Below are 16,510 nucleotides of genomic sequence, written 5' to 3'. Positions count from 1 at the left end.
TTATAGGAAAGGAAGTCAAGCTCATGTTGGATAAAATAAAACAGTTCGCATCAGAGTTTTTCGTAACTGGCGATCCAATGATTCTAGGCGCTCAGGTTAGCATTGGGCTCTCGATGATCGCGATGATTTTCATACTGACGTATTTCAGGAAATGGGGCTGGCTCTGGCGTGAGTGGTTAACGAGTGTTGACCATAAGCGAATTGGGATCATGTACATCATTTGTTCGATCCTGATGCTGTTCCGCGGCGGTGTGGATGCCCTGCTTATGCGTTTGCAGTTAGCGATGCCAAATAGCGAATTTCTGCAAGCAGAGCATTATAATCAAATTTTCACAACACATGGTGTGATCATGATTTTATTCATGGCAATGCCATTGATGTTCGGATTATTTAATATTGTTGTCCCTCTACAAATCGGGGCTAGGGACGTAGCCTATCCGTTCTTGAATTCACTCAGCTTCTGGATGTTCTTCTGGGGAGCGATGCTTTTCAATGTATCGTTTGTTATCGGTGGATCCCCGGATGCAGGGTGGCTTAGTTATCCGCCGCTTTCAGAGATGTCGCATAGTCCTGGGGTAGGGGAAAACTTCTATATTTGGGGTATCCAAATATCCGGTATCGGCAGTTTGGCGACGGGGATTAACTTTATCGTGACGATTTTGAAAATGCGTGCACCTGGCATGAAACTGATGAAGATGCCGATGTTTACATGGTCCGTATTTTCTAGCTGTATCATGATTATCTTTGCTTTCCCAATCTTAACAGTAACGTTAGCATTGCTATTCCTTGATCGTTTCCTTGGCGCGCATTTCTTCACCTTGGGTGGTGGCGGGAACCCGATGATGTATATCAATTTGATTTGGATGTGGGGGCACCCTGAGGTCTACATTGTGGTTGTTCCTGCATTCGGAATATTCTCAGAAGTTGTTTCAACATTTTCGAAAAAGAAATTGTTTGGCTACAAATCCATGGTTTTCGCCATGCTGATCATTAGTTTATTGTCCTTTTTCACATGGGCGCATCACTTCTTTACGATGGGGTCCGGCGCGAATGTTAATGCCTTTTTCGCCATTAGTACGATGTTGATTGCTATCCCGACCGGGGCTAAAGTATTTAACTGGCTATTCACCATGTACCGAGGTAAAATTCGTTTCACGACACCGATGATGTGGACGGTCGCGTTCATTCCTTGTTTCGTTGTCGGAGGTATGACAGGGGTACTGTTATCTGTTGCGCCAGCTGACTTTCAGTTCCATAACAGTTACTTCCTTATTGCGCATTTCCATCAAGTATTAATTGGCGGTGTGGTTTTCGGTTACTTCGCCGGTCTCTACTATTGGTGGCCGAAAATGTTCGGCTTTAAACTTAACGAGCGCATAGGGAAATGGGCTTTCTGGCTGTGGAATATCGGATTCTATGTTTGTTTCATGCCGCAATATTTCTTAGGTTTAGACGGGATGACTCGCCGTACGTATACGTACAATTTCGATATGGGCTGGGGGCCGCTCAATCTCGTATCAACCGTCGGTGGTTTCCTAATGGGTGTAGGATTCATTTTCCAAGTATGGCAAATTGCCCACTCCATCAAATTTAGAGAGCCAGATGTTACTGGGGATCCATGGGACGGCCGTACACTTGAATGGTCGATTCCTTCACCAGCACCGATTTATAACTTTGCCGTACTTCCCCAAGTAAGTCAGGCAGATGCATGGTGGGAACAAAAGGAGAAGCAAGGCTCCACTGCTAAAAAACAAGCGGCTATCCAATATGAACCGATTCATATGCCTAAGAATTCGTCCATTCCATTCCTCATGTCCGCGCTGTGGTTTTTCGCAGGCTTCGGATTCGTCTTTGATTGGATGTGGTTGACAATTCCAGCATTAATCGGTGTAGGGATCTGTATGATTGCACGTTCATTCTCCTATGATACGGATTATTATATTCCGGCTGATGAAGTGAGACGAACAGAAGCCGCATTGAAAGGGGCGAAAGGTTAATGGCACATGCAGCCGCGCAAGGTGGGCAGCACGCCCACGATCATGAACATGATCACGAATCGCTCAAGACGTTTGGATTTTGGATTTTTCTGATCACAGACTGTATTTTATTCGGTTCCTTATTTGCTACTTTTATCGTTCTTCACCAAAACACGAACGGGGGACCAACGCCGGAAGAACTATTCAAGATGCCAGGAATCATCGCTGAAACCTTCATCTTGCTCACCAGCAGCTTTACAAGCGGTCTAGCCGTACTTGGTATGCACAAAGGGAACATGAAGCAGTTAATCGGTTGGCTCGCCGTTACAGTGCTTCTAGGGGCGTCGTTCGTTGGCCTAGAGTTGACGGAATTCATTAACATGGTTAACCATGAGGGTGCGACAATAAGTACGAGTGCATTCTTATCTGCCTTCTTCGCATTAGTGGGTACTCATGGCTTACACGTTTCAGTTGGCTTGATCTGGATGATTGGCTTGATGCTGCAGTTGAAACGCAGAGGTATTACAGCGGTAACTAAGCGGAAAGTTGCTGTTATTTCTTTGTATTGGCATTTCCTTGATGTGGTTTGGATCTTCGTATTTACAATCGTCTATTTGATGGGGGTGATGTAAGATGAGTCAACCGCATTCGGGTTCACATGAAAGCCATGACGCTCATGGTTCATTGAAGTCTTATATCATAGGCTTTGCTCTTTCGATTATTCTAACTATCATTCCTCTGGTTGCCGTCATGAACCACATGCTGAGTAAAACAGGCACATTAGTATTGATTCTCGCGATGGCTATCTTGCAATTCGCTGTTCAATTGTTCTTCTTCATGCACGTGAAAGAGGGTGAGAACGCACGCTGGAACATCATGGCGTTGTTGTTTGGCCTCGTTATCCTATTAACAATCGTTGCCGGTTCCATTTGGATTATGACATACAATCAAGTGGTACATTAAGCTTGGGGTAATAAAAAAAGGAAAAGACGCTTTCACCGCGATCGGCGTGGTGGGAGCGTCTTTGTATTTGGCTGGAAATGAGATGAAGTTGTGATTTCCGCTTAGCAAGTCGATTTGTTGTTGTTTCGTTCCTTCATTTCTTTTTTTTCTTGTTGTGCGGCTTTATCTCCGAATTGATCTAATCGGGAAGGGTTGCCGGCAGGTCCATTATTCTTTGGTTTATTATTTCTTCCACTCATTCATTTATCACCTCCGTTGATTCAGCTTTTGCTAAAAGATAGGTGTTCATTCAGAGAAGCAATAAAACAGTTGTCTTTATTTTTCTTGCATGATACATTATGTATCAGAGATACTAATCGTATCATACAGCCAGTTTGAACAAGCTATCCTATTGAACGGAGAGGAGCAAAATGATTCGCCAAAGCCAACGATTTCGTCACTATCTCGATGACAATCTGATTCATTTGCACAAAAACTTGTTCATAAGCCCATCCGATCCCCAATACTATGAGAAGGTAATCCGATATTTGGACGCCAATTCACCGGAAGCTCATTATAAGATCGGGCAAAAATTTCAGCAAAAAGGGAATTTAAAGAGGGCGATTTTTCATTACAAAGAGGTTCTTAGAACCTATCCTTCACCGTTTTATTCAGCTGCTAATCGCGCACTTCATCAATTGGATCAACAACGAGCGGCACATACAGTTAGCTTGCAGCAGGCTTTTCCTGAGGAGAAAAAACCTCTTTTGCCGCCATTTCTGAAAACACTGCTCATCGTTCTCTTTGTTCTTAATTTAGTATTAGTTTTGTTGTTTGCGGGGAATAACCCGATTTACAAAACGATTTCCAAAATGAAAGTCTGGGGCGTTGGGAGTGATATCACCTATGAAACGGTTGATGTCCCGTTTATCATGTACCTTGCCCCTAATACCAAGAAGGAAGATATTGAAACTGCGCTGCATAAGCAGGCATTAGAACTAGCCAAGGAAATGCCGAATAATAGCATCCTCATTTACGGCATCATTTCACAAGATAACAGTAATAAAGGGAAGACGATGCTTCTCACCAATGCTGATTTGACGAAGAGCGCGATTGTTGTTGCTCAATATCACCCTGTGTCAGATCGTACGGTGAAAATTCGTTTCCTCAATCCCGAGTTTGAAAAGCACCAACCGCTTAGTGCGATTGGTGCTAATTTAGTTCGTACAGCTTTGGAAGCGTATAAGAAGGATTTTGGAAAGACCCCAGCCAGCTTAGATTCTCTCCTGCAGGACTATCCAAATAATTATTTGAGCTTCATCCCTCTTGAGGTGAATACAGGTTCTAACGACATCTCATCTGTATTCAATGGGCGAGGGGGATGGTTCTATGATGCCACCGCGGCAGACATAACGCAGATGTTTTATGCGAATTCGGCGGACGTTGAGCGTGTTCTTTACGAGCCTGTACATATTGAAATCAATAAGGCTGAACATCATTTGAAGCTGGTCAGCGGCGATTATTTATTATGGGATAAAGAAATTGGTCTTGGTGCAAACGGGCGCACACCACAAGGTGATTTTCTGGTGATGGACCGCGTACAACAACCTAAAGGGAATCATGCACAGAGCTATGGAGAGGCTGGCTTGGGACTTGGAGCAATTGCACTCCACGGTACGTATGATGAGAGCTCGATCGGCATGGATAAATCGCTAGGATGTGTTCGACTTACGAACAGGGATGTGCAGCAGCTGTTTCCTTTTGTTCCCAAGGGCACAGAGGTTCAGATTCACAACTCAACATGGGCAACGAGCAGCAGCAAGCAAGTAAAGAATGCGAATCTGCTCATTCCTGCTAACCGGCCATCCCTTAATCAATCGCCTGAACAAATCATTTTTCATTGGCTTGGTTAAGTTCACATTAATTAATACAATTAAATGATTGCATGGAAAAAAGCAGCTGAAGCTGTCCGATATTCGTCGGAAGCCTCAACTGCTTATTTTGATTAATTACATTAAGTTTTCTGGATTGAGTTTTTCCAGTTCAGGAATGACGAAACGTCCATCTTTGCGGATTAGAACATCGTCAAAGTAGATTTCGCCGCCACCATATTCGGGACGTTGGATGAGCACCATATCCCAGTGAACGGAGGAACGGTTCGTATTATCCGCTGTCTCATAGGCTTGACCTGGAGTAAAGTGGATGCTGCCATCAATTTTCTCATCGAATAGAATATCTTTCATCGGATGCTTGATGAACGGGTTCACACCGATTGCGAACTCGCCGATATAACGAGCGCCATCATCCGTATCCAGAATATCATTTAATTTGTTGGTATCATTGCTGGTAGCTTCAATAATACGGCCATTTTCGAAACGGAGAACAATGTTTTCGAAGGAAGTACCGGAATAGATCGTAGGGGTATTGTAGCTGATAACACCATTAACGGAGTCTTTGACAGGTGCTGTATAAACTTCGCCGTCAGGAATGTTTCTCAAGCCAGAACAAGGGACGGCGCCAATGTTTTTAATGGAGAAACTAATATCTGTGCCTTTGGCAACGAGACGAACGCGGTCTGTCCGGTTCATCAGAGCAACTAAGGATTCCATCGCGACAGCCATTTTGCTGTAATCAAGATTGCAGACACTGAAGTAGAAGTCTTCGAATTCCTCGGTGCTTTTGCCAGCTAACTGAGCCATAGAAGGGTTCGGATAGCGCATGACACACCATTTGGTATTGTTAATGCGTTCGTCGAAGAGCGGACGTTGGAAGTATTTCAAATAAAGTCTCATTTGATCATCAGGTACATCGGACGATTCCGTAATATTATCTCCACTGCGGACTGCTACATAAGCATCCATTTGCTTCATGCGCCCAAGCTCAAATTCAGACCATTCGCTAAATTGCTCTTGCGTGCCTTTCATCTGCAAACTTCTCGTAATGACTGGATCACGCAGCTCAATGAAGGGTTTACCGCCTACGGCATACACTTCTTCGATAAAGCATTTGGCGAGTTCGGGGTCTTTGACACCAATCATTTCAATTAAAATTTTCTCGCCAGGCTGAAGACTCACTGAATAACGGATAATGTTTCGGGCAAAAGTTTGAAGTCGCGGATCTCTCATTCTATAGGTCTCCCTCTATTGAATATTAGTACTTAGAAAGTATATCGCAATAAGCGTTCCAAAGCCAATACGGACTATCATTTCGTGGAGCTTAGCAGGGTATGCTACAATATATAACTATGCAAGACTGATAACAGGCAAACACAACCAGAGGAGGACACCGATGGCAAGAGAGCAGATTAAAGTACCTTTCGGGTACGAACTACCAGCTCAAACCCATAAAGGAACGGTATTTGTATTCGAAACCTTTGAGGACTGGACAGAAACAGAACTGCATGCCTTTACTTCATGGGCGGAGGAACGAAAGTTCGTTCGTGCTATCTTTTATCCGCAGCATGAGGAAACTCTTCGCAGAATGGACATCCCCAGCAAGATGCCCTATTATGCTCGAGTGAAGCATTTGGAAAGCCTTCTGAAGCAAGCGGACACCATTATTCAATTGGATTTGGATACGTGGGAGGGAAAACGTAAGAAATACACACCTATGGATACCTCTCTGAGCTTTTTGACTGATAAAAGTCTCGGACCCTATTTCTTGTGCCTAAGTGACCGCTATGCGAATCTATTCGTTTCGTATCCTTCCTTCAAGGAATGGATTAAAAAAGTGAGACTCGTCATCATTAACCAATTCCACGTTCCTCTCGATGGCAGGCTGAATGAATACGCAGAGCGATGGGAGATCTTAGATCTTGGAAATGGCGTTTAATTCATCGAACTCGAATAGAAAATTAGTCACATTAATTCTTGTTATTGTAGTAGCTGGGATGAGTCAAGGCATGCTCATGCCGCTGCTAACAATTTTGCTGGATCGATCGGGTGTTTCAACAGATGCCAATGGTTTGAATGCTACAGCGCTATATATTGGCATCTTCTCAACGATGTTCTTCATAGAAAAGCCTGTACGAAGATACGGATATAAGCCCGTTATCGTGGTCGGGATGGGACTGATCATTACGGCAACTTGTTTATTCCCGCTTTGGCAGCAGGTGGGATTCTGGTTTATACTTCGTTTGCTTGTGGGAGCAGGGGATAGCGCGCTGCATTATGCGACTCAATTATGGATCGTAACTTCCAGTCCTAAAGAGCGTAGAGGGCGTAATATCTCCTTGTATGGAATGGCTTATGGCGTGGGCTTTAGTTTGGGACCTATTGGTATCACCTTGCTCAAAGCAGGTATTTGGGTGCCGTTTCTAATAACGAGCTGCTTCTTCTTGATCGTTCTGATACTTTTACTGAAGCGATCTAATGAGCGGCCAGACCGAGGGGAACGAGTGGAGGCTGTACATAAGCGTGCTTCGAAAGTGTTGACCATAGCCTGGTTTCCACTCCTAACTTCGTTACTTTTTGGCTACATGGAAGCCTCGATGAACAGTAATTTTCCGCTCTATGGATTGCGTGTAGGTCTAACCGAATCTGATATCGGTGTACTGCTGCCGATTATTGGGGTAGGTAGTCTCATCATGCAGCTGCCGCTGGGCATTTGGAGTGATCGTGTAGGGAGGAGAAACATCCTTATTGTCTCTGGCATCATTGGCTCCATCGCATTTCTTTGTATTCCTTTCGCAGGTGCTAACCTTTGGTGGATTGGACTCTTATTCGGCGTAGCCGGGGGCATGGTTGGTTCATTTTTCTCTTTAGGATTGGCCTACGCTTCTGATATATTACCTAGACATTTATTGCCTACAGCGAACGTCATTGCTTCTATTCAATATAGTGTGGGGAGCATAGTTGGTCCTCTAATTGGAGGAATGGCGATACGTTATATTAACGTGGCCAGTATTTTTTACTTAATAAGCCTTATATATGTATTATTTGCCCTGTCTGGACTTATTTTTCGACGTCAATCTGTATAAAGGAAGACACTCAAACCTTAGCAAGGCGAGAGTGTCTTTTTTCATTGTCTATTTCGGTGTTAGCCAATTTCATAGCTAGCCGCTTGGTCTGTCATATACCGCTCTGTCAGAATGGTCAGCATTGAAATTCCGATTTGGTTTTCTCCGCCTTCAGGAATAATAATGTCCGCATATTTCTTTGACGGCTCAATGAATGCATCATGCATCGGCTTAACAGTCGTCAAATATTGATCAAAGACCGATTGCAGTGTACGTCCCCGCTCATTAATATCTCGAGAGAGCCGACGCAGGATACGGACATCCGGGTCTGTATCCACGAACACCTTAATGTTCAAAGCGCCGCGAAGCTCCTCATCGGTTAAGACATGAATGCCTTCAAGCAGCACAATCGGCTTTACCTCAATACGAATCGTTTCTTGTGAACGAGCATGCTGTGAGAAATCATACACAGGGATTTCGACGGCGTTGCCATTTTTTAATTCATTTAAATGTTTAAGCAGCAAGTCATTCTCGAATGCACGTGGATGATCATAATTAATACGTTCCCGTTCTTCATATGTAAGACCACTATGATGAAGATAGTAATTATCTTGTGAAATTAAGGTCACGTTCGTAGATCCCAGTTTATTGATGATTGAGCGAGCTACTGTAGTTTTTCCTGAACCGGTACCACCGGCAATTCCGATAACAAGCATGAAATGTAGTGCCTCCCCAAATAACTTGAAAACCTTCCCCCGTAGTTTAACATATTGTTTATATAAAAAGAAAAAGCGATCGAATTTCGATCACCTTTTACATTAATAGGGCCCCTTATCGGATTTGCTTTGGGGTATGAAACTTCTCATGATTGGCATCGATGTCTTGAAAAGCTTGCGACAATTGCTCAACGGTTTGCTTTATTTGCTGCCCATACTGCTCATTATTGAAGGTTTGGAGCTGCTCTTGTGCTTCCAAAACTACATGTTTGGCATGGGAAAGGGCAGCTTGTGCAGATTGTATAAATTCAGGGTTAGCCTCAGTAATGGCTCTTTGAAGTTTATGCTCAGCGTCTTGGGCGAGGAGTATGGCATGATCTGCTGCTTCAATTGCGTGTTGAACCTGCTGCGAAAACATACGGGTGTCTGTCATAGGGGAGTGCCTCCTAAGGATAGTGAAATTGTTTTAACGAGAATAGCGACTTTACTACATTGCTCCAAAGCTCAGGAAATCATTCTTATTTAGGGAAATGAAATTATTTCCTGGGGAAGCGCAAAATGTGAGTGTTCTCATGATATTTCGACACTAAAAGTCAGAAAATTTCGAATACAAAATTAATTAACGGAAAGTGCCTATTGTTTCCAAAATAAAAGTAGACAAACCGCATGATTATTCATAAGCTAATGAGGATAGCTTTTTTGACATGATTAGACAATTAGTGTCTAAATAGGGGATGAAATGATGAAAATGATTAAAAGTTTCTGTGTGATTGCTGCTATTACACTAATGATTTCCGGATGTGGAACGTCAAAGTCAAATTCGGCACCAGTAAATTCGTATATACCAACTTTAGAGGTAAGTGCGGTCGTTAACGGAGATGCTGCAACCCTGCAACTGATAACGGATCTTAAGCTTTCCAAAGAGCATTATGATCAGCAGCGTTTACAGGGAGAAGGGCATGTACATGTTTCCTTGGATAAAGGGGAAAAGATCGTCGTGACAGACAAGCAAAAAGTTTTAGAGCATTTAAGTAAAGGACCTCACGAAGTAAAGGTTTCCTTACATAATAACGATCACACCCCTTACGACGTAAGCAAGACGATCTCGTTTGAAGTGAAATAGGAGCCTCCCACTCATGCCATTTCTGCAAAAGAAACTGAGCCTACAGAAACGAATTGTTTTCTTGGTCACTACGGTAACGGTGAGTATGCTCTCTACAATGATGGTCTTCGATACCATGAGTTTAAATCAATCCATTCGACAAGCTTATGTGAGTCAAATTAGCGGCATGACAATAGCAATCAATGGGCGTTATGAAGAATCTCGTTCCGTTACGGATGTGCAGCAAATTTTCGATTATATTCAATATAAAAATAACCGTGTTCTTGAGATGAAGCTGTACAGTAAAGAAGGTATCATTCTCGCTGCTTCCAATCGTTCGGAAGTTGGTAATCGATTGCAACCTGCTAGTGTTGTGATACCTAAGCAGGATCAAACGATTGTTGACCGTGTTCCCATGGCGCAAAGCGATAAACCGGTTGTTCGCTTGACTGCTCCTCTGCAGGAGGATGGTTTAGTTGTAGGTGCAGTGGAGGTTATTTTTGATTCTTCCGAGGAAGCTGACCTGCTCAAAAATCGAACGAAACTTATTCTCATAGTGGGCATTAGCGTTGCAATTGTTTTGTCAATATTATTATGGCTCATTTTGCGTAAAATCGTCATTCGTCCTCTAAGCCGGCTTCGTGAAGCCGCTGTTCTCGTCAAACAAGGAGGGGAGCTGCCAAAGCTGCAGTTCAAGACTTCCCCAGAAATTGCAGAGGTATCCGAAGCCTTTAATGACATGGTCAAAAATTTGGATGAACGCTACCAAGAGCTTCAAAGCGTGTTGAACACACTGCAAGTGACACAGGACCAACTTGTCCAATCGGAGAAAATGGGAGCTTTGGGTAACCTGGTGGCCGGCGTCTCTCATGAAATCAATACACCGATTGGGATCGGGGTTACAGCGATTACTTATTTGGACCAAAAGACGAAGCAATTCCAGAGCTTGTATGAGACTGGCAAGATGAAAAAGTCCGACCTGGAGCAATTCCTGTCTGTCATCGGAGAGACGAATGCAATGGTGCAGTCCAATTTGGAACGCGCCTCTTCCTTGGTGCGCAGCTTTAAACAAATATCGGTAGATCAAAGCGTCGAAGTCAAGCGCACTTTTCATTTGAGGGAGTATTTAGAGGGGATCATCGCAAGCTTAAAGCCAACGCTCAAGAAAACTAGGCTTCGTGTGGATGTTAATTGTGATAAACAGCTATCTCTCTATACCTACCCGGGTGCCTTATCGCAAATTATTACGAATTTAGTTATGAATTCACTGAATCATGCCTATGGAATAGAGGAAGAAGGCAGCCTAAGCATACGTGTTACGGATTACCAAGAAAGCATAACGATTGCTTATACAGATGACGGCAAAGGGATGACGCAGGAAGTACTGGATCACATTTTTGATCCTTTCTTTACAACAAGCCGCGGTAAAGGCGGAACAGGATTAGGCATGAATATCGTCTATAATCTCGTTACCCAATCACTGAACGGAACGATTCATTGTTCCAGTACAGTGGGACACGGGAGTTTATTTATGATAACGATCCCGAAAGAGGAGGAATCCGACTTATGATAAGACAGGATGGGTCATTGGACCAGGATGAGATTCTTTTTGCAGACGAAGAAGAGTCGGATTCCGCTACCGAAGTCCCGTTCGAACAAGATCCTTGGATCATCTTAATTGTTGATGATGAGAAGCAAATTCATCAAGTGACAAAGATGGTTCTTCAGGATTTCGAATTTGATGGCAAGAAGCTGGAATTCCATAGTGCTTACTCAGCTGTAGAAGCTAAAGAGTTATTAATCCAACAGCCGAATGCTTCTTTAGTCTTATTAGATGTCGTCATGGAGCACGAAGATGCAGGACTTCAAATTGTTAAGTATATACGCGAAGAATTGAAAAATACGGCGATTCGTATTATTTTGCGCACGGGTCAACCTGGGCAAGCTCCCGAACGTACTGTCATTATGGACTATGATATTAATGATTACAAAGAAAAGACAGAGCTCACTACACAGAAGCTGTTTACCACTGTCGTTACAGCATTGCGCTCTTATCGAGATCTGAAGACAATTGAGAAAAGCAGAGCCGGTTTGGAGGAAATTATTAAGTCATCTGCTTCCCTGTTCGAGTTGCAGTCGATGAAGAAATTTGCCTCCGGTGTTTTGACGCAAATGACCTCCATTGTTAATTTACATAAAAATGCCCTTCATTGTAGTTTTGCAGTTACCAAAGGCGTTGAGGATATTTATATCTTGGCAGCGAGCGGTGATTATGCTTCCAATCAAGATGACAGAGCACGCGATGTTGTTCCTAATGAAGTGCTCGAAGAGATTGAACAAGCCTTTCAATCCCAAAAAAGCAGCTTCGCCTCAGATCGCTTTGTGATTTATTTTCAAAGTAAGATGGGGATGGAGAATGTCATCTATATGAATGGTTTTAAAGCACTCAGTGAGTGGGAGCATTATTTGGTCGACATCTACTGTGCGAATGTTTCTGTGGCTTTCGAAAATATTTACTTGAACGAAGAACTAGAGAGTACTCAGCAAGAAATCATCTATACGATGGGCGAAATAACGGAAACTAGATCCCAGGAAACGGGACACCATGTGAAAAGAGTTGCCGAATACTCTCGCTTACTTGCCATCAAGTACGGATTATCCGAGCAGGAAGCAGAAGTCATCCGGTTGGCCTCTCCAATGCATGATGTCGGAAAAGTAGGTATTCCGGATGCGATTCTAAATAAGCCTGGATCGCTTACAAAAGAAGAATTTGACATTATGAAAACTCATTCGAATCTTGGGTATGAAATGCTGAAACATTCGAACAAGCAAGTACTAAATGCCGCGGCTATCATCGCACAGCAGCATCATGAGCGTTTTGATGGTACTGGATATCCCCAAGGACTTCGTGGTGAAGAGATACACCTTTATGGCCGTATAACGGCTCTAGCGGATGTGTTTGATGCTCTGTGCAGCGATCGTGTTTACAAGAAGGCTTGGGAGCTGGACAGGGTGTTGGACTTGCTGAAGACGGAACGAGGACGGCATTTTGATCCTGTGATAGTGGATCTCTTCCTTCAGCATTTAGATGAGTTCTTGGTGATCAAAGAGCTATACAAGGAACAACGTTAATGGCGTTAATTATCTGGATGGCCAAAGATTTAGAACCCTTGTCTCTTAGACTAGGGTTTTTTCGTTGCGGATATGGTTTAATCATCCGTAAAATTCAGCAAAAACGTAGATTATCTGGGATTTTCCCCGAATCCGTCTAATAAAATGGGTTGAATACTGCTTCTTTATCTCTTTTACGGAGATGGAGAAGCATTTATTTTAATTTACATTTCCTGTATGCTAGTAAGGGGCTAGAGACAGACAGAAAGAAAGAAGGTGTCGCCATGGAAGGAATTGGACTCGTACTGGAAGGCGGAGGTATGCGAGGGGTATACACCGCAGGAGTCTTGGAATACTTTATGGAACAGGATTTGTATTTTCCTTATGTTGTTGGTGTATCTGCTGGGGCATGCAACGCCGCTTCGTATATTTCAAAACAGCCCGGACGTAATAAGAAAGTAACGATTGATTACATTGGGGATCATCGATATTTAAGCTATCGTAATTTGGTTCGTCATAAAAGCATATTTGGGATGGATTTCATTTTCAATGAATTACCAAATAAGCTGGTACCGTTTGATTACGATGCATTCTATAACTCGCCACAGCAGTTCGCCATTGGAACAACCGATGCGCATACGGGCGAACCTGTTTATTACACGAAGCATCAGCTTATGCAGCAAACGATGCCGATTATTCAGGCTTCTAGTTCACTGCCATTTGTGGCCAAGCCGATTCTTTATGAAGGTCGAACTTTGTTTGACGGCGGCTTGGTAGATCCGATTCCTGTGCAGAAGTCGCTCGCTGACGGAAATAGAAAGCATATCATTGTCCTGACCAAAGAACAGGGGTATCGCAAGAGCCCATTTAAGCAGCGTTGGTTAGCCAAGAGCTTTTACCCTCAGTATAACGGCCTTGTGAATGTGCTTGTAAATCGGAGTGAAATATATAATCGTACCCTCGAGACCGTTGAACAAATGGAAGCTGAGGGAAGTGCGATCGTAATTCGACCTTCATCCAAAGTGGTAGTTAGTCGTATGGAGAAGGATCCTAAGAAGCTAGAAGCCTTGCACAAGCTTGGATACGAGGATGCGAAACGGCTGGGATCACAGTTGAAACAGTGGTTACTTGCTTAATTAGAAGGAGTAATAAAATTGTAAATATGCCGCTTGGGGCGTACCCATTTAGTGAAAAGTTTGGATGGGTTGGAGATCGTTTTGGGGTTTCGTGGCAATTAAACCTTGCAAAAAGATAGAAAATATAAGCGAAAACCACTGTTATGCGGTCTGTCATACTCAATGAACTAAAACTCCTGACATCCTTTGTTCAAAATCGAACAGTTGTCTGTTTTGTTTGCATTCATAGCGAACATGAGGTATGGTATAGTCAAACCAATAAGAACCCACGGGAGCTTGAGAAGTCAGGCTGAGATTGTGACCGCGATGTCACTAACCGTTAATCTGATCTGGGTAATGCCAGCGTAGAGAATTCATACAAATGCACGTCCATTCGGTCTGTTTCGGATGGGTTTATCATTTTCTACTAATGGCGCTCCCGGATAACGGGGGCTTTTTCTTGTGGTTAAATAGAGGTACTGAGAGGGGAAACAAAGAATGAAATGGAAGAAAATTGCACCACTTATGCTGGTTAGCTTAACTGTTGCCATGTCTGGCTGCGGTAATCAGGCTGCCAAACCGGCCAAGCAGCTAACGGACGTGAAGGTCGTTCTGGACTGGACACCGAATACAAATCACACGGGGTTGTACGTCGCAAAAGACCAAGGTTATTTTGAAAAAGAGGGACTAAATGTCCAAATTATTGGGCCTGGTGAAGGTGGAGCCGATGCGATGATTGCTTCGGGGGCAGCCGAGTTCGGCGTCAGTTACCAAGAAAGCATTACACAAGGACGGATACAAGGTGTTCCGTTGGTTTCCATTGCCGCTGTCATTCAGCATAATACATCCGGTTTTGCATCGCCGGTAGCGAAGAACATTAAGTCGCCCAAAGATTTCCAAGGGAAAACGTATGGGGGTTGGGGGGCACCTTCCGAAAGTGCGATGATTGACTCTCTCATGCAATCTGAGAAAGCGGATCCAAGTAAAGTGAAGATCGTGAATATCGGGGATGCCGATTATTTCACTGCGGTGAAGCGGGATATTGATTTCGCCTGGATTTACTACGCTTGGACGGGTGTGGATGCCGAGCTGCGCGGCGAGCCGCTGAACATGATTTATTTGAACAAATATTCGGATAAACTAGATTACTATACACCTGTTCTTGCAACGAATGAGAAAATGATCAAAGAGAAGCCGGAGCTCGTTAAAGCGTTCATGGCCGCAGCAGCGAAAGGATATCAATTCGCTATTAACAAGCCGGAGGATGCAGCTAATATATTAATCAAAGCGGTTCCTGACCTGGATAAAAAGCTTGTTGTAGCAAGTCAAAAGTGGCTAAGCCCACGCTATCAAGATGACGCACCTCGTTGGGGCGAACAAAAACGCGTGGTATGGGAAAATTATGCGAATTGGATGCTTGACCATAAGCTTTTGGAAAAAAATATCGATGTAGACGCGGCATTTACGAACAATTTCTTGCCAGTAAACTCGAAATAACACGATTTGTTGGAAGGGGCATTTATAGTGGCTAACGCACTTGTCAGTATTCAAATCATTCCAAAAACGAAAAATAATGAAGATGTCATTCCTTATGTAGATCGTGCTATCGAAGTTATCGCCAAATCCGGCGTGAAATATTTCGTGTCCCCGCTGGAGACGACGATGGAAGGGGAACTCGACCAGCTTCTAGCTATCATTCAAGATATGAATGCAGCGATGATTGAGATGGGCAGCCCTAACGTCATTTCTCAAGTGAAAATATACTTCAATCCGTCCGGAGCCTCCATGGACAAATTGACGGAGAAATACAGATAATGAAACAGCAGATTTGGTTCAAAGCGGGGTGGCCACCGATCGTTGTGGTCATCCTTCTGCTGCTTATATGGCAGCTTGCGGTGACTTGGGGAGGGACAGCGAGCTGGCTGTTACCGAGTCCGCTCAAGATTTGGAAAGACGGTACAACGGATATGCCGCGGGTTTGGCTGCACACGTTCGCGACGCTGCGTTTGATGTTGATTGGATTCATTGTTGGTGTAACGGGTGGCGTTATTGTCGCTAGCTGTCTACATCGGGTACCTGCTCTAAAGGCTGGGTTTTATCCACTCCTCATCCTCTCGCAAAATGTTCCGACGATTGCCCTGGGGCCGCTGCTAATCATTTTATTTGGTTTTGGCATTTTACCTAAAATACTATTAATTTCTCTTGTTTGTTTCTTTCCCGTGACGATGTCCACGTTAGACGGCTTTATGCAAACGGACCGCAATATGTATAACTACATGCAGATGATTGGTGCCAGTAAACGGCAAATCTTTTATAAATTAGAGCTGCCTCACGCATTGCCCTTTCTCTTCACCGGACTCAAAATATCCGCGACATACAGTGTGATGGGTGCCGTTATTGCGGAATGGCTAGGTGGAGGCGTTGGACTTGGTTACTATATGATTTTGCAGAAATCTGCGTTTCGAGCAGACCGCGAATTTGTGGCTATTCTTATGATTGTCGTGCTCAGCTTGCTATTCTTCTGGCTCATTGCAGCGCTTGAGAAGCTCGTCATTCGATGGAACGTGAAACGGTCATCTTAGGGAAGGGGT

17 protein-coding genes, 1 pseudogene and 1 riboswitch are annotated in these 16,510 nt (G+C 43.7%); of the genes and pseudogenes, 14 read left to right on the top strand and 4 right to left on the bottom strand.

The genetic code is table 11. The features are described 5' to 3' along the window. Window positions 1-23 precede the first annotated feature (23 nt). From BLT91_RS12050 to cyoD, 3 genes are read left to right on the top strand one after another with little or no spacing between them, the layout of a single operon-like run. A complete protein-coding gene (locus tag BLT91_RS12050) occupies window positions 24-1,997 on the top strand; it encodes a cbb3-type cytochrome c oxidase subunit I (protein ID WP_090821067.1) in 1,974 nt (657 codons plus the stop codon). Further along, window positions 1,997-2,608 (top strand): cytochrome o ubiquinol oxidase subunit III, encoded by a 612-nt coding sequence (cyoC, locus tag BLT91_RS12045; RefSeq protein ID WP_090821065.1) that lies wholly within the window; start codon window positions 1,997-1,999, stop codon window positions 2,606-2,608. The genes BLT91_RS12050 and cyoC overlap by 1 nt, the downstream gene beginning before the upstream one ends. 1 nt (window position 2,609) lies before the next feature. Beyond that, a complete protein-coding gene (gene cyoD / locus BLT91_RS12040; RefSeq protein WP_090821063.1) occupies window positions 2,610-2,939 on the top strand; it encodes a cytochrome o ubiquinol oxidase subunit IV in 330 nt (109 codons plus the stop codon). Between the two features lie 101 nt (window positions 2,940-3,040). Here cyoD and BLT91_RS31545 read toward each other — a convergent pair whose 3' ends face one another. Continuing rightward, window positions 3,041-3,178, bottom strand: coding sequence for a hypothetical protein (locus BLT91_RS31545; protein WP_175532262.1), 138 nt, complete (start codon window positions 3,176-3,178; stop codon window positions 3,041-3,043). 171 nt (window positions 3,179-3,349) lie between these two features. Here BLT91_RS31545 and BLT91_RS12035 point away from each other — a divergent pair, with 171 nt between their 5' ends. After that, a complete protein-coding gene (locus BLT91_RS12035; RefSeq protein ID WP_090821061.1) occupies window positions 3,350-4,831 on the top strand; it encodes a L,D-transpeptidase family protein in 1,482 nt (493 codons plus the stop codon). A gap of 96 nt (window positions 4,832-4,927) precedes the next feature. Here BLT91_RS12035 and BLT91_RS12030 read toward each other — a convergent pair whose 3' ends face one another. Next, the gene (locus BLT91_RS12030; RefSeq protein WP_090821059.1) at window positions 4,928-6,043 is read right to left on the bottom strand and encodes an aminopeptidase; all 1,116 of its coding nucleotides are present in this window, start codon (window positions 6,041-6,043) and stop codon (window positions 4,928-4,930) included. A gap of 163 nt (window positions 6,044-6,206) precedes the next feature. Between BLT91_RS12030 and BLT91_RS12025 the strand changes: the two genes are divergently transcribed. Together BLT91_RS12025 and BLT91_RS12020 are read left to right on the top strand one after the other, a co-directional pair. Continuing rightward, the gene (locus tag BLT91_RS12025) at window positions 6,207-6,749 is read left to right on the top strand and encodes a hypothetical protein (RefSeq protein WP_090821057.1); all 543 of its coding nucleotides are present in this window, start codon (window positions 6,207-6,209) and stop codon (window positions 6,747-6,749) included. After that, window positions 6,739-7,896, top strand: coding sequence for an MFS transporter (locus BLT91_RS12020; RefSeq protein WP_090821236.1), 1,158 nt, complete (start codon window positions 6,739-6,741; stop codon window positions 7,894-7,896). Before BLT91_RS12025 ends, BLT91_RS12020 begins: the two co-directional genes overlap by 11 nt. 59 nt (window positions 7,897-7,955) lie before the next feature. Here the strand turns inward: BLT91_RS12020 and udk are convergent, their stop codons facing one another. Then, window positions 7,956-8,591: a uridine kinase gene (gene udk, locus BLT91_RS12015; RefSeq protein WP_090821055.1), complete on the bottom strand. Its 636-nt coding sequence runs from the start codon at window positions 8,589-8,591 to the stop codon at window positions 7,956-7,958. Between the two features lie 115 nt (window positions 8,592-8,706). Next, window positions 8,707-9,024, bottom strand: a complete 318-nt coding sequence (locus BLT91_RS12010) for a hypothetical protein (protein ID WP_090821053.1) — start codon at window positions 9,022-9,024, stop codon at window positions 8,707-8,709. Window positions 9,025-9,339: 315 nt separating this feature from the next. Here BLT91_RS12010 and BLT91_RS12005 point away from each other — a divergent pair, with 315 nt between their 5' ends. The 8 genes and pseudogenes from BLT91_RS12005 (at window position 9,340) to BLT91_RS11970 (ending at window position 16,501) form a co-directional block, all read left to right on the top strand. Continuing rightward, window positions 9,340-9,714, top strand: coding sequence for a hypothetical protein (locus BLT91_RS12005; protein WP_217635212.1), 375 nt, complete (start codon window positions 9,340-9,342; stop codon window positions 9,712-9,714). A 13-nt stretch (window positions 9,715-9,727) separates the two neighbouring features. After that, entirely contained in the window at window positions 9,728-11,263 is a 1,536-nt protein-coding gene (locus tag BLT91_RS12000) for a sensor histidine kinase (protein WP_090821049.1), read from the top strand. Beyond that, window positions 11,260-12,825, top strand: coding sequence for a DUF3369 domain-containing protein (locus BLT91_RS11995; protein WP_090821047.1), 1,566 nt, complete (start codon window positions 11,260-11,262; stop codon window positions 12,823-12,825). The genes BLT91_RS12000 and BLT91_RS11995 overlap by 4 nt, the downstream gene beginning before the upstream one ends. 263 nt (window positions 12,826-13,088) lie before the next feature. Next, window positions 13,089-13,940 (top strand): patatin-like phospholipase family protein, encoded by an 852-nt coding sequence (locus BLT91_RS11990; RefSeq protein WP_090821045.1) that lies wholly within the window; start codon window positions 13,089-13,091, stop codon window positions 13,938-13,940. 20 nt (window positions 13,941-13,960) lie between these two features. Further along, window positions 13,961-14,059, top strand: a pseudogene (locus BLT91_RS11985) (VOC family protein); the annotation flags it as partial. 139 nt (window positions 14,060-14,198) lie between these two features. Continuing rightward, window positions 14,199-14,306, top strand: a riboswitch (TPP riboswitch). Between the two features lie 162 nt (window positions 14,307-14,468). Then, window positions 14,469-15,416, top strand: a complete 948-nt coding sequence (locus tag BLT91_RS11980) for an ABC transporter substrate-binding protein (RefSeq protein WP_254776915.1) — start codon at window positions 14,469-14,471, stop codon at window positions 15,414-15,416. Between the two features lie 27 nt (window positions 15,417-15,443). Then, the gene (locus BLT91_RS11975) at window positions 15,444-15,734 is read left to right on the top strand and encodes a thiamine-binding protein (RefSeq protein ID WP_029194191.1); all 291 of its coding nucleotides are present in this window, start codon (window positions 15,444-15,446) and stop codon (window positions 15,732-15,734) included. Next, window positions 15,734-16,501, top strand: coding sequence for an ABC transporter permease (locus tag BLT91_RS11970; RefSeq protein WP_090821041.1), 768 nt, complete (start codon window positions 15,734-15,736; stop codon window positions 16,499-16,501). Before BLT91_RS11975 ends, BLT91_RS11970 begins: the two co-directional genes overlap by 1 nt. The last annotated feature ends 9 nt before the right edge of the window (window positions 16,502-16,510 follow it).

It is taken from the genome of Paenibacillus sp. yr247 (assembly GCF_900103825.1).
GTDB lineage: Bacteria > Bacillota > Bacilli > Paenibacillales > NBRC-103111 > Paenibacillus_E.
Note: the sequence above shows the minus strand (reverse complement) of the source record. Positions and strands in the feature narration are given on the sequence as shown.

What these genes read in the sequence shown, in the direction of transcription:
- BLT91_RS11990 (WP_090821045.1), top strand. Translation starts at nt 13,089, where the DNA reads ATGGAAGGAATTGGACTCGTACTGGAAGGCGGAGGTATGCGAGGGGTA.
- BLT91_RS11970 (WP_090821041.1), top strand. Translation starts at nt 15,734, where the DNA reads ATGAAACAGCAGATTTGGTTCAAAGCGGGGTGGCCACCGATCGTTGTG.
- BLT91_RS12025 (WP_090821057.1), top strand. Translation starts at nt 6,207, where the DNA reads ATGGCAAGAGAGCAGATTAAAGTACCTTTCGGGTACGAACTACCAGCT.
- cyoC (WP_090821065.1), top strand. Translation starts at nt 1,997, where the DNA reads ATGGCACATGCAGCCGCGCAAGGTGGGCAGCACGCCCACGATCATGAA.
- BLT91_RS12050 (WP_090821067.1), top strand. Translation starts at nt 24, where the DNA reads ATGTTGGATAAAATAAAACAGTTCGCATCAGAGTTTTTCGTAACTGGC.
- BLT91_RS12020 (WP_090821236.1), top strand. Translation starts at nt 6,739, where the DNA reads ATGGCGTTTAATTCATCGAACTCGAATAGAAAATTAGTCACATTAATT.
- BLT91_RS12005 (WP_217635212.1), top strand. Translation starts at nt 9,340, where the DNA reads ATGATTAAAAGTTTCTGTGTGATTGCTGCTATTACACTAATGATTTCC.
- BLT91_RS12030 (WP_090821059.1), bottom strand. Translation starts at nt 6,043, where the DNA reads ATGAGAGATCCGCGACTTCAAACTTTTGCCCGAAACATTATCCGTTAT.
- udk (WP_090821055.1), bottom strand. Translation starts at nt 8,591, where the DNA reads ATGCTTGTTATCGGAATTGCCGGTGGTACCGGTTCAGGAAAAACTACA.
- BLT91_RS11995 (WP_090821047.1), top strand. Translation starts at nt 11,260, where the DNA reads ATGATAAGACAGGATGGGTCATTGGACCAGGATGAGATTCTTTTTGCA.
- BLT91_RS12035 (WP_090821061.1), top strand. Translation starts at nt 3,350, where the DNA reads ATGATTCGCCAAAGCCAACGATTTCGTCACTATCTCGATGACAATCTG.
- BLT91_RS12000 (WP_090821049.1), top strand. Translation starts at nt 9,728, where the DNA reads ATGCCATTTCTGCAAAAGAAACTGAGCCTACAGAAACGAATTGTTTTC.
- cyoD (WP_090821063.1), top strand. Translation starts at nt 2,610, where the DNA reads ATGAGTCAACCGCATTCGGGTTCACATGAAAGCCATGACGCTCATGGT.
- BLT91_RS31545 (WP_175532262.1), bottom strand. Translation starts at nt 3,178, where the DNA reads ATGAGTGGAAGAAATAATAAACCAAAGAATAATGGACCTGCCGGCAAC.
- BLT91_RS12010 (WP_090821053.1), bottom strand. Translation starts at nt 9,024, where the DNA reads ATGACAGACACCCGTATGTTTTCGCAGCAGGTTCAACACGCAATTGAA.
- BLT91_RS11980 (WP_254776915.1), top strand. Translation starts at nt 14,469, where the DNA reads ATGTCTGGCTGCGGTAATCAGGCTGCCAAACCGGCCAAGCAGCTAACG.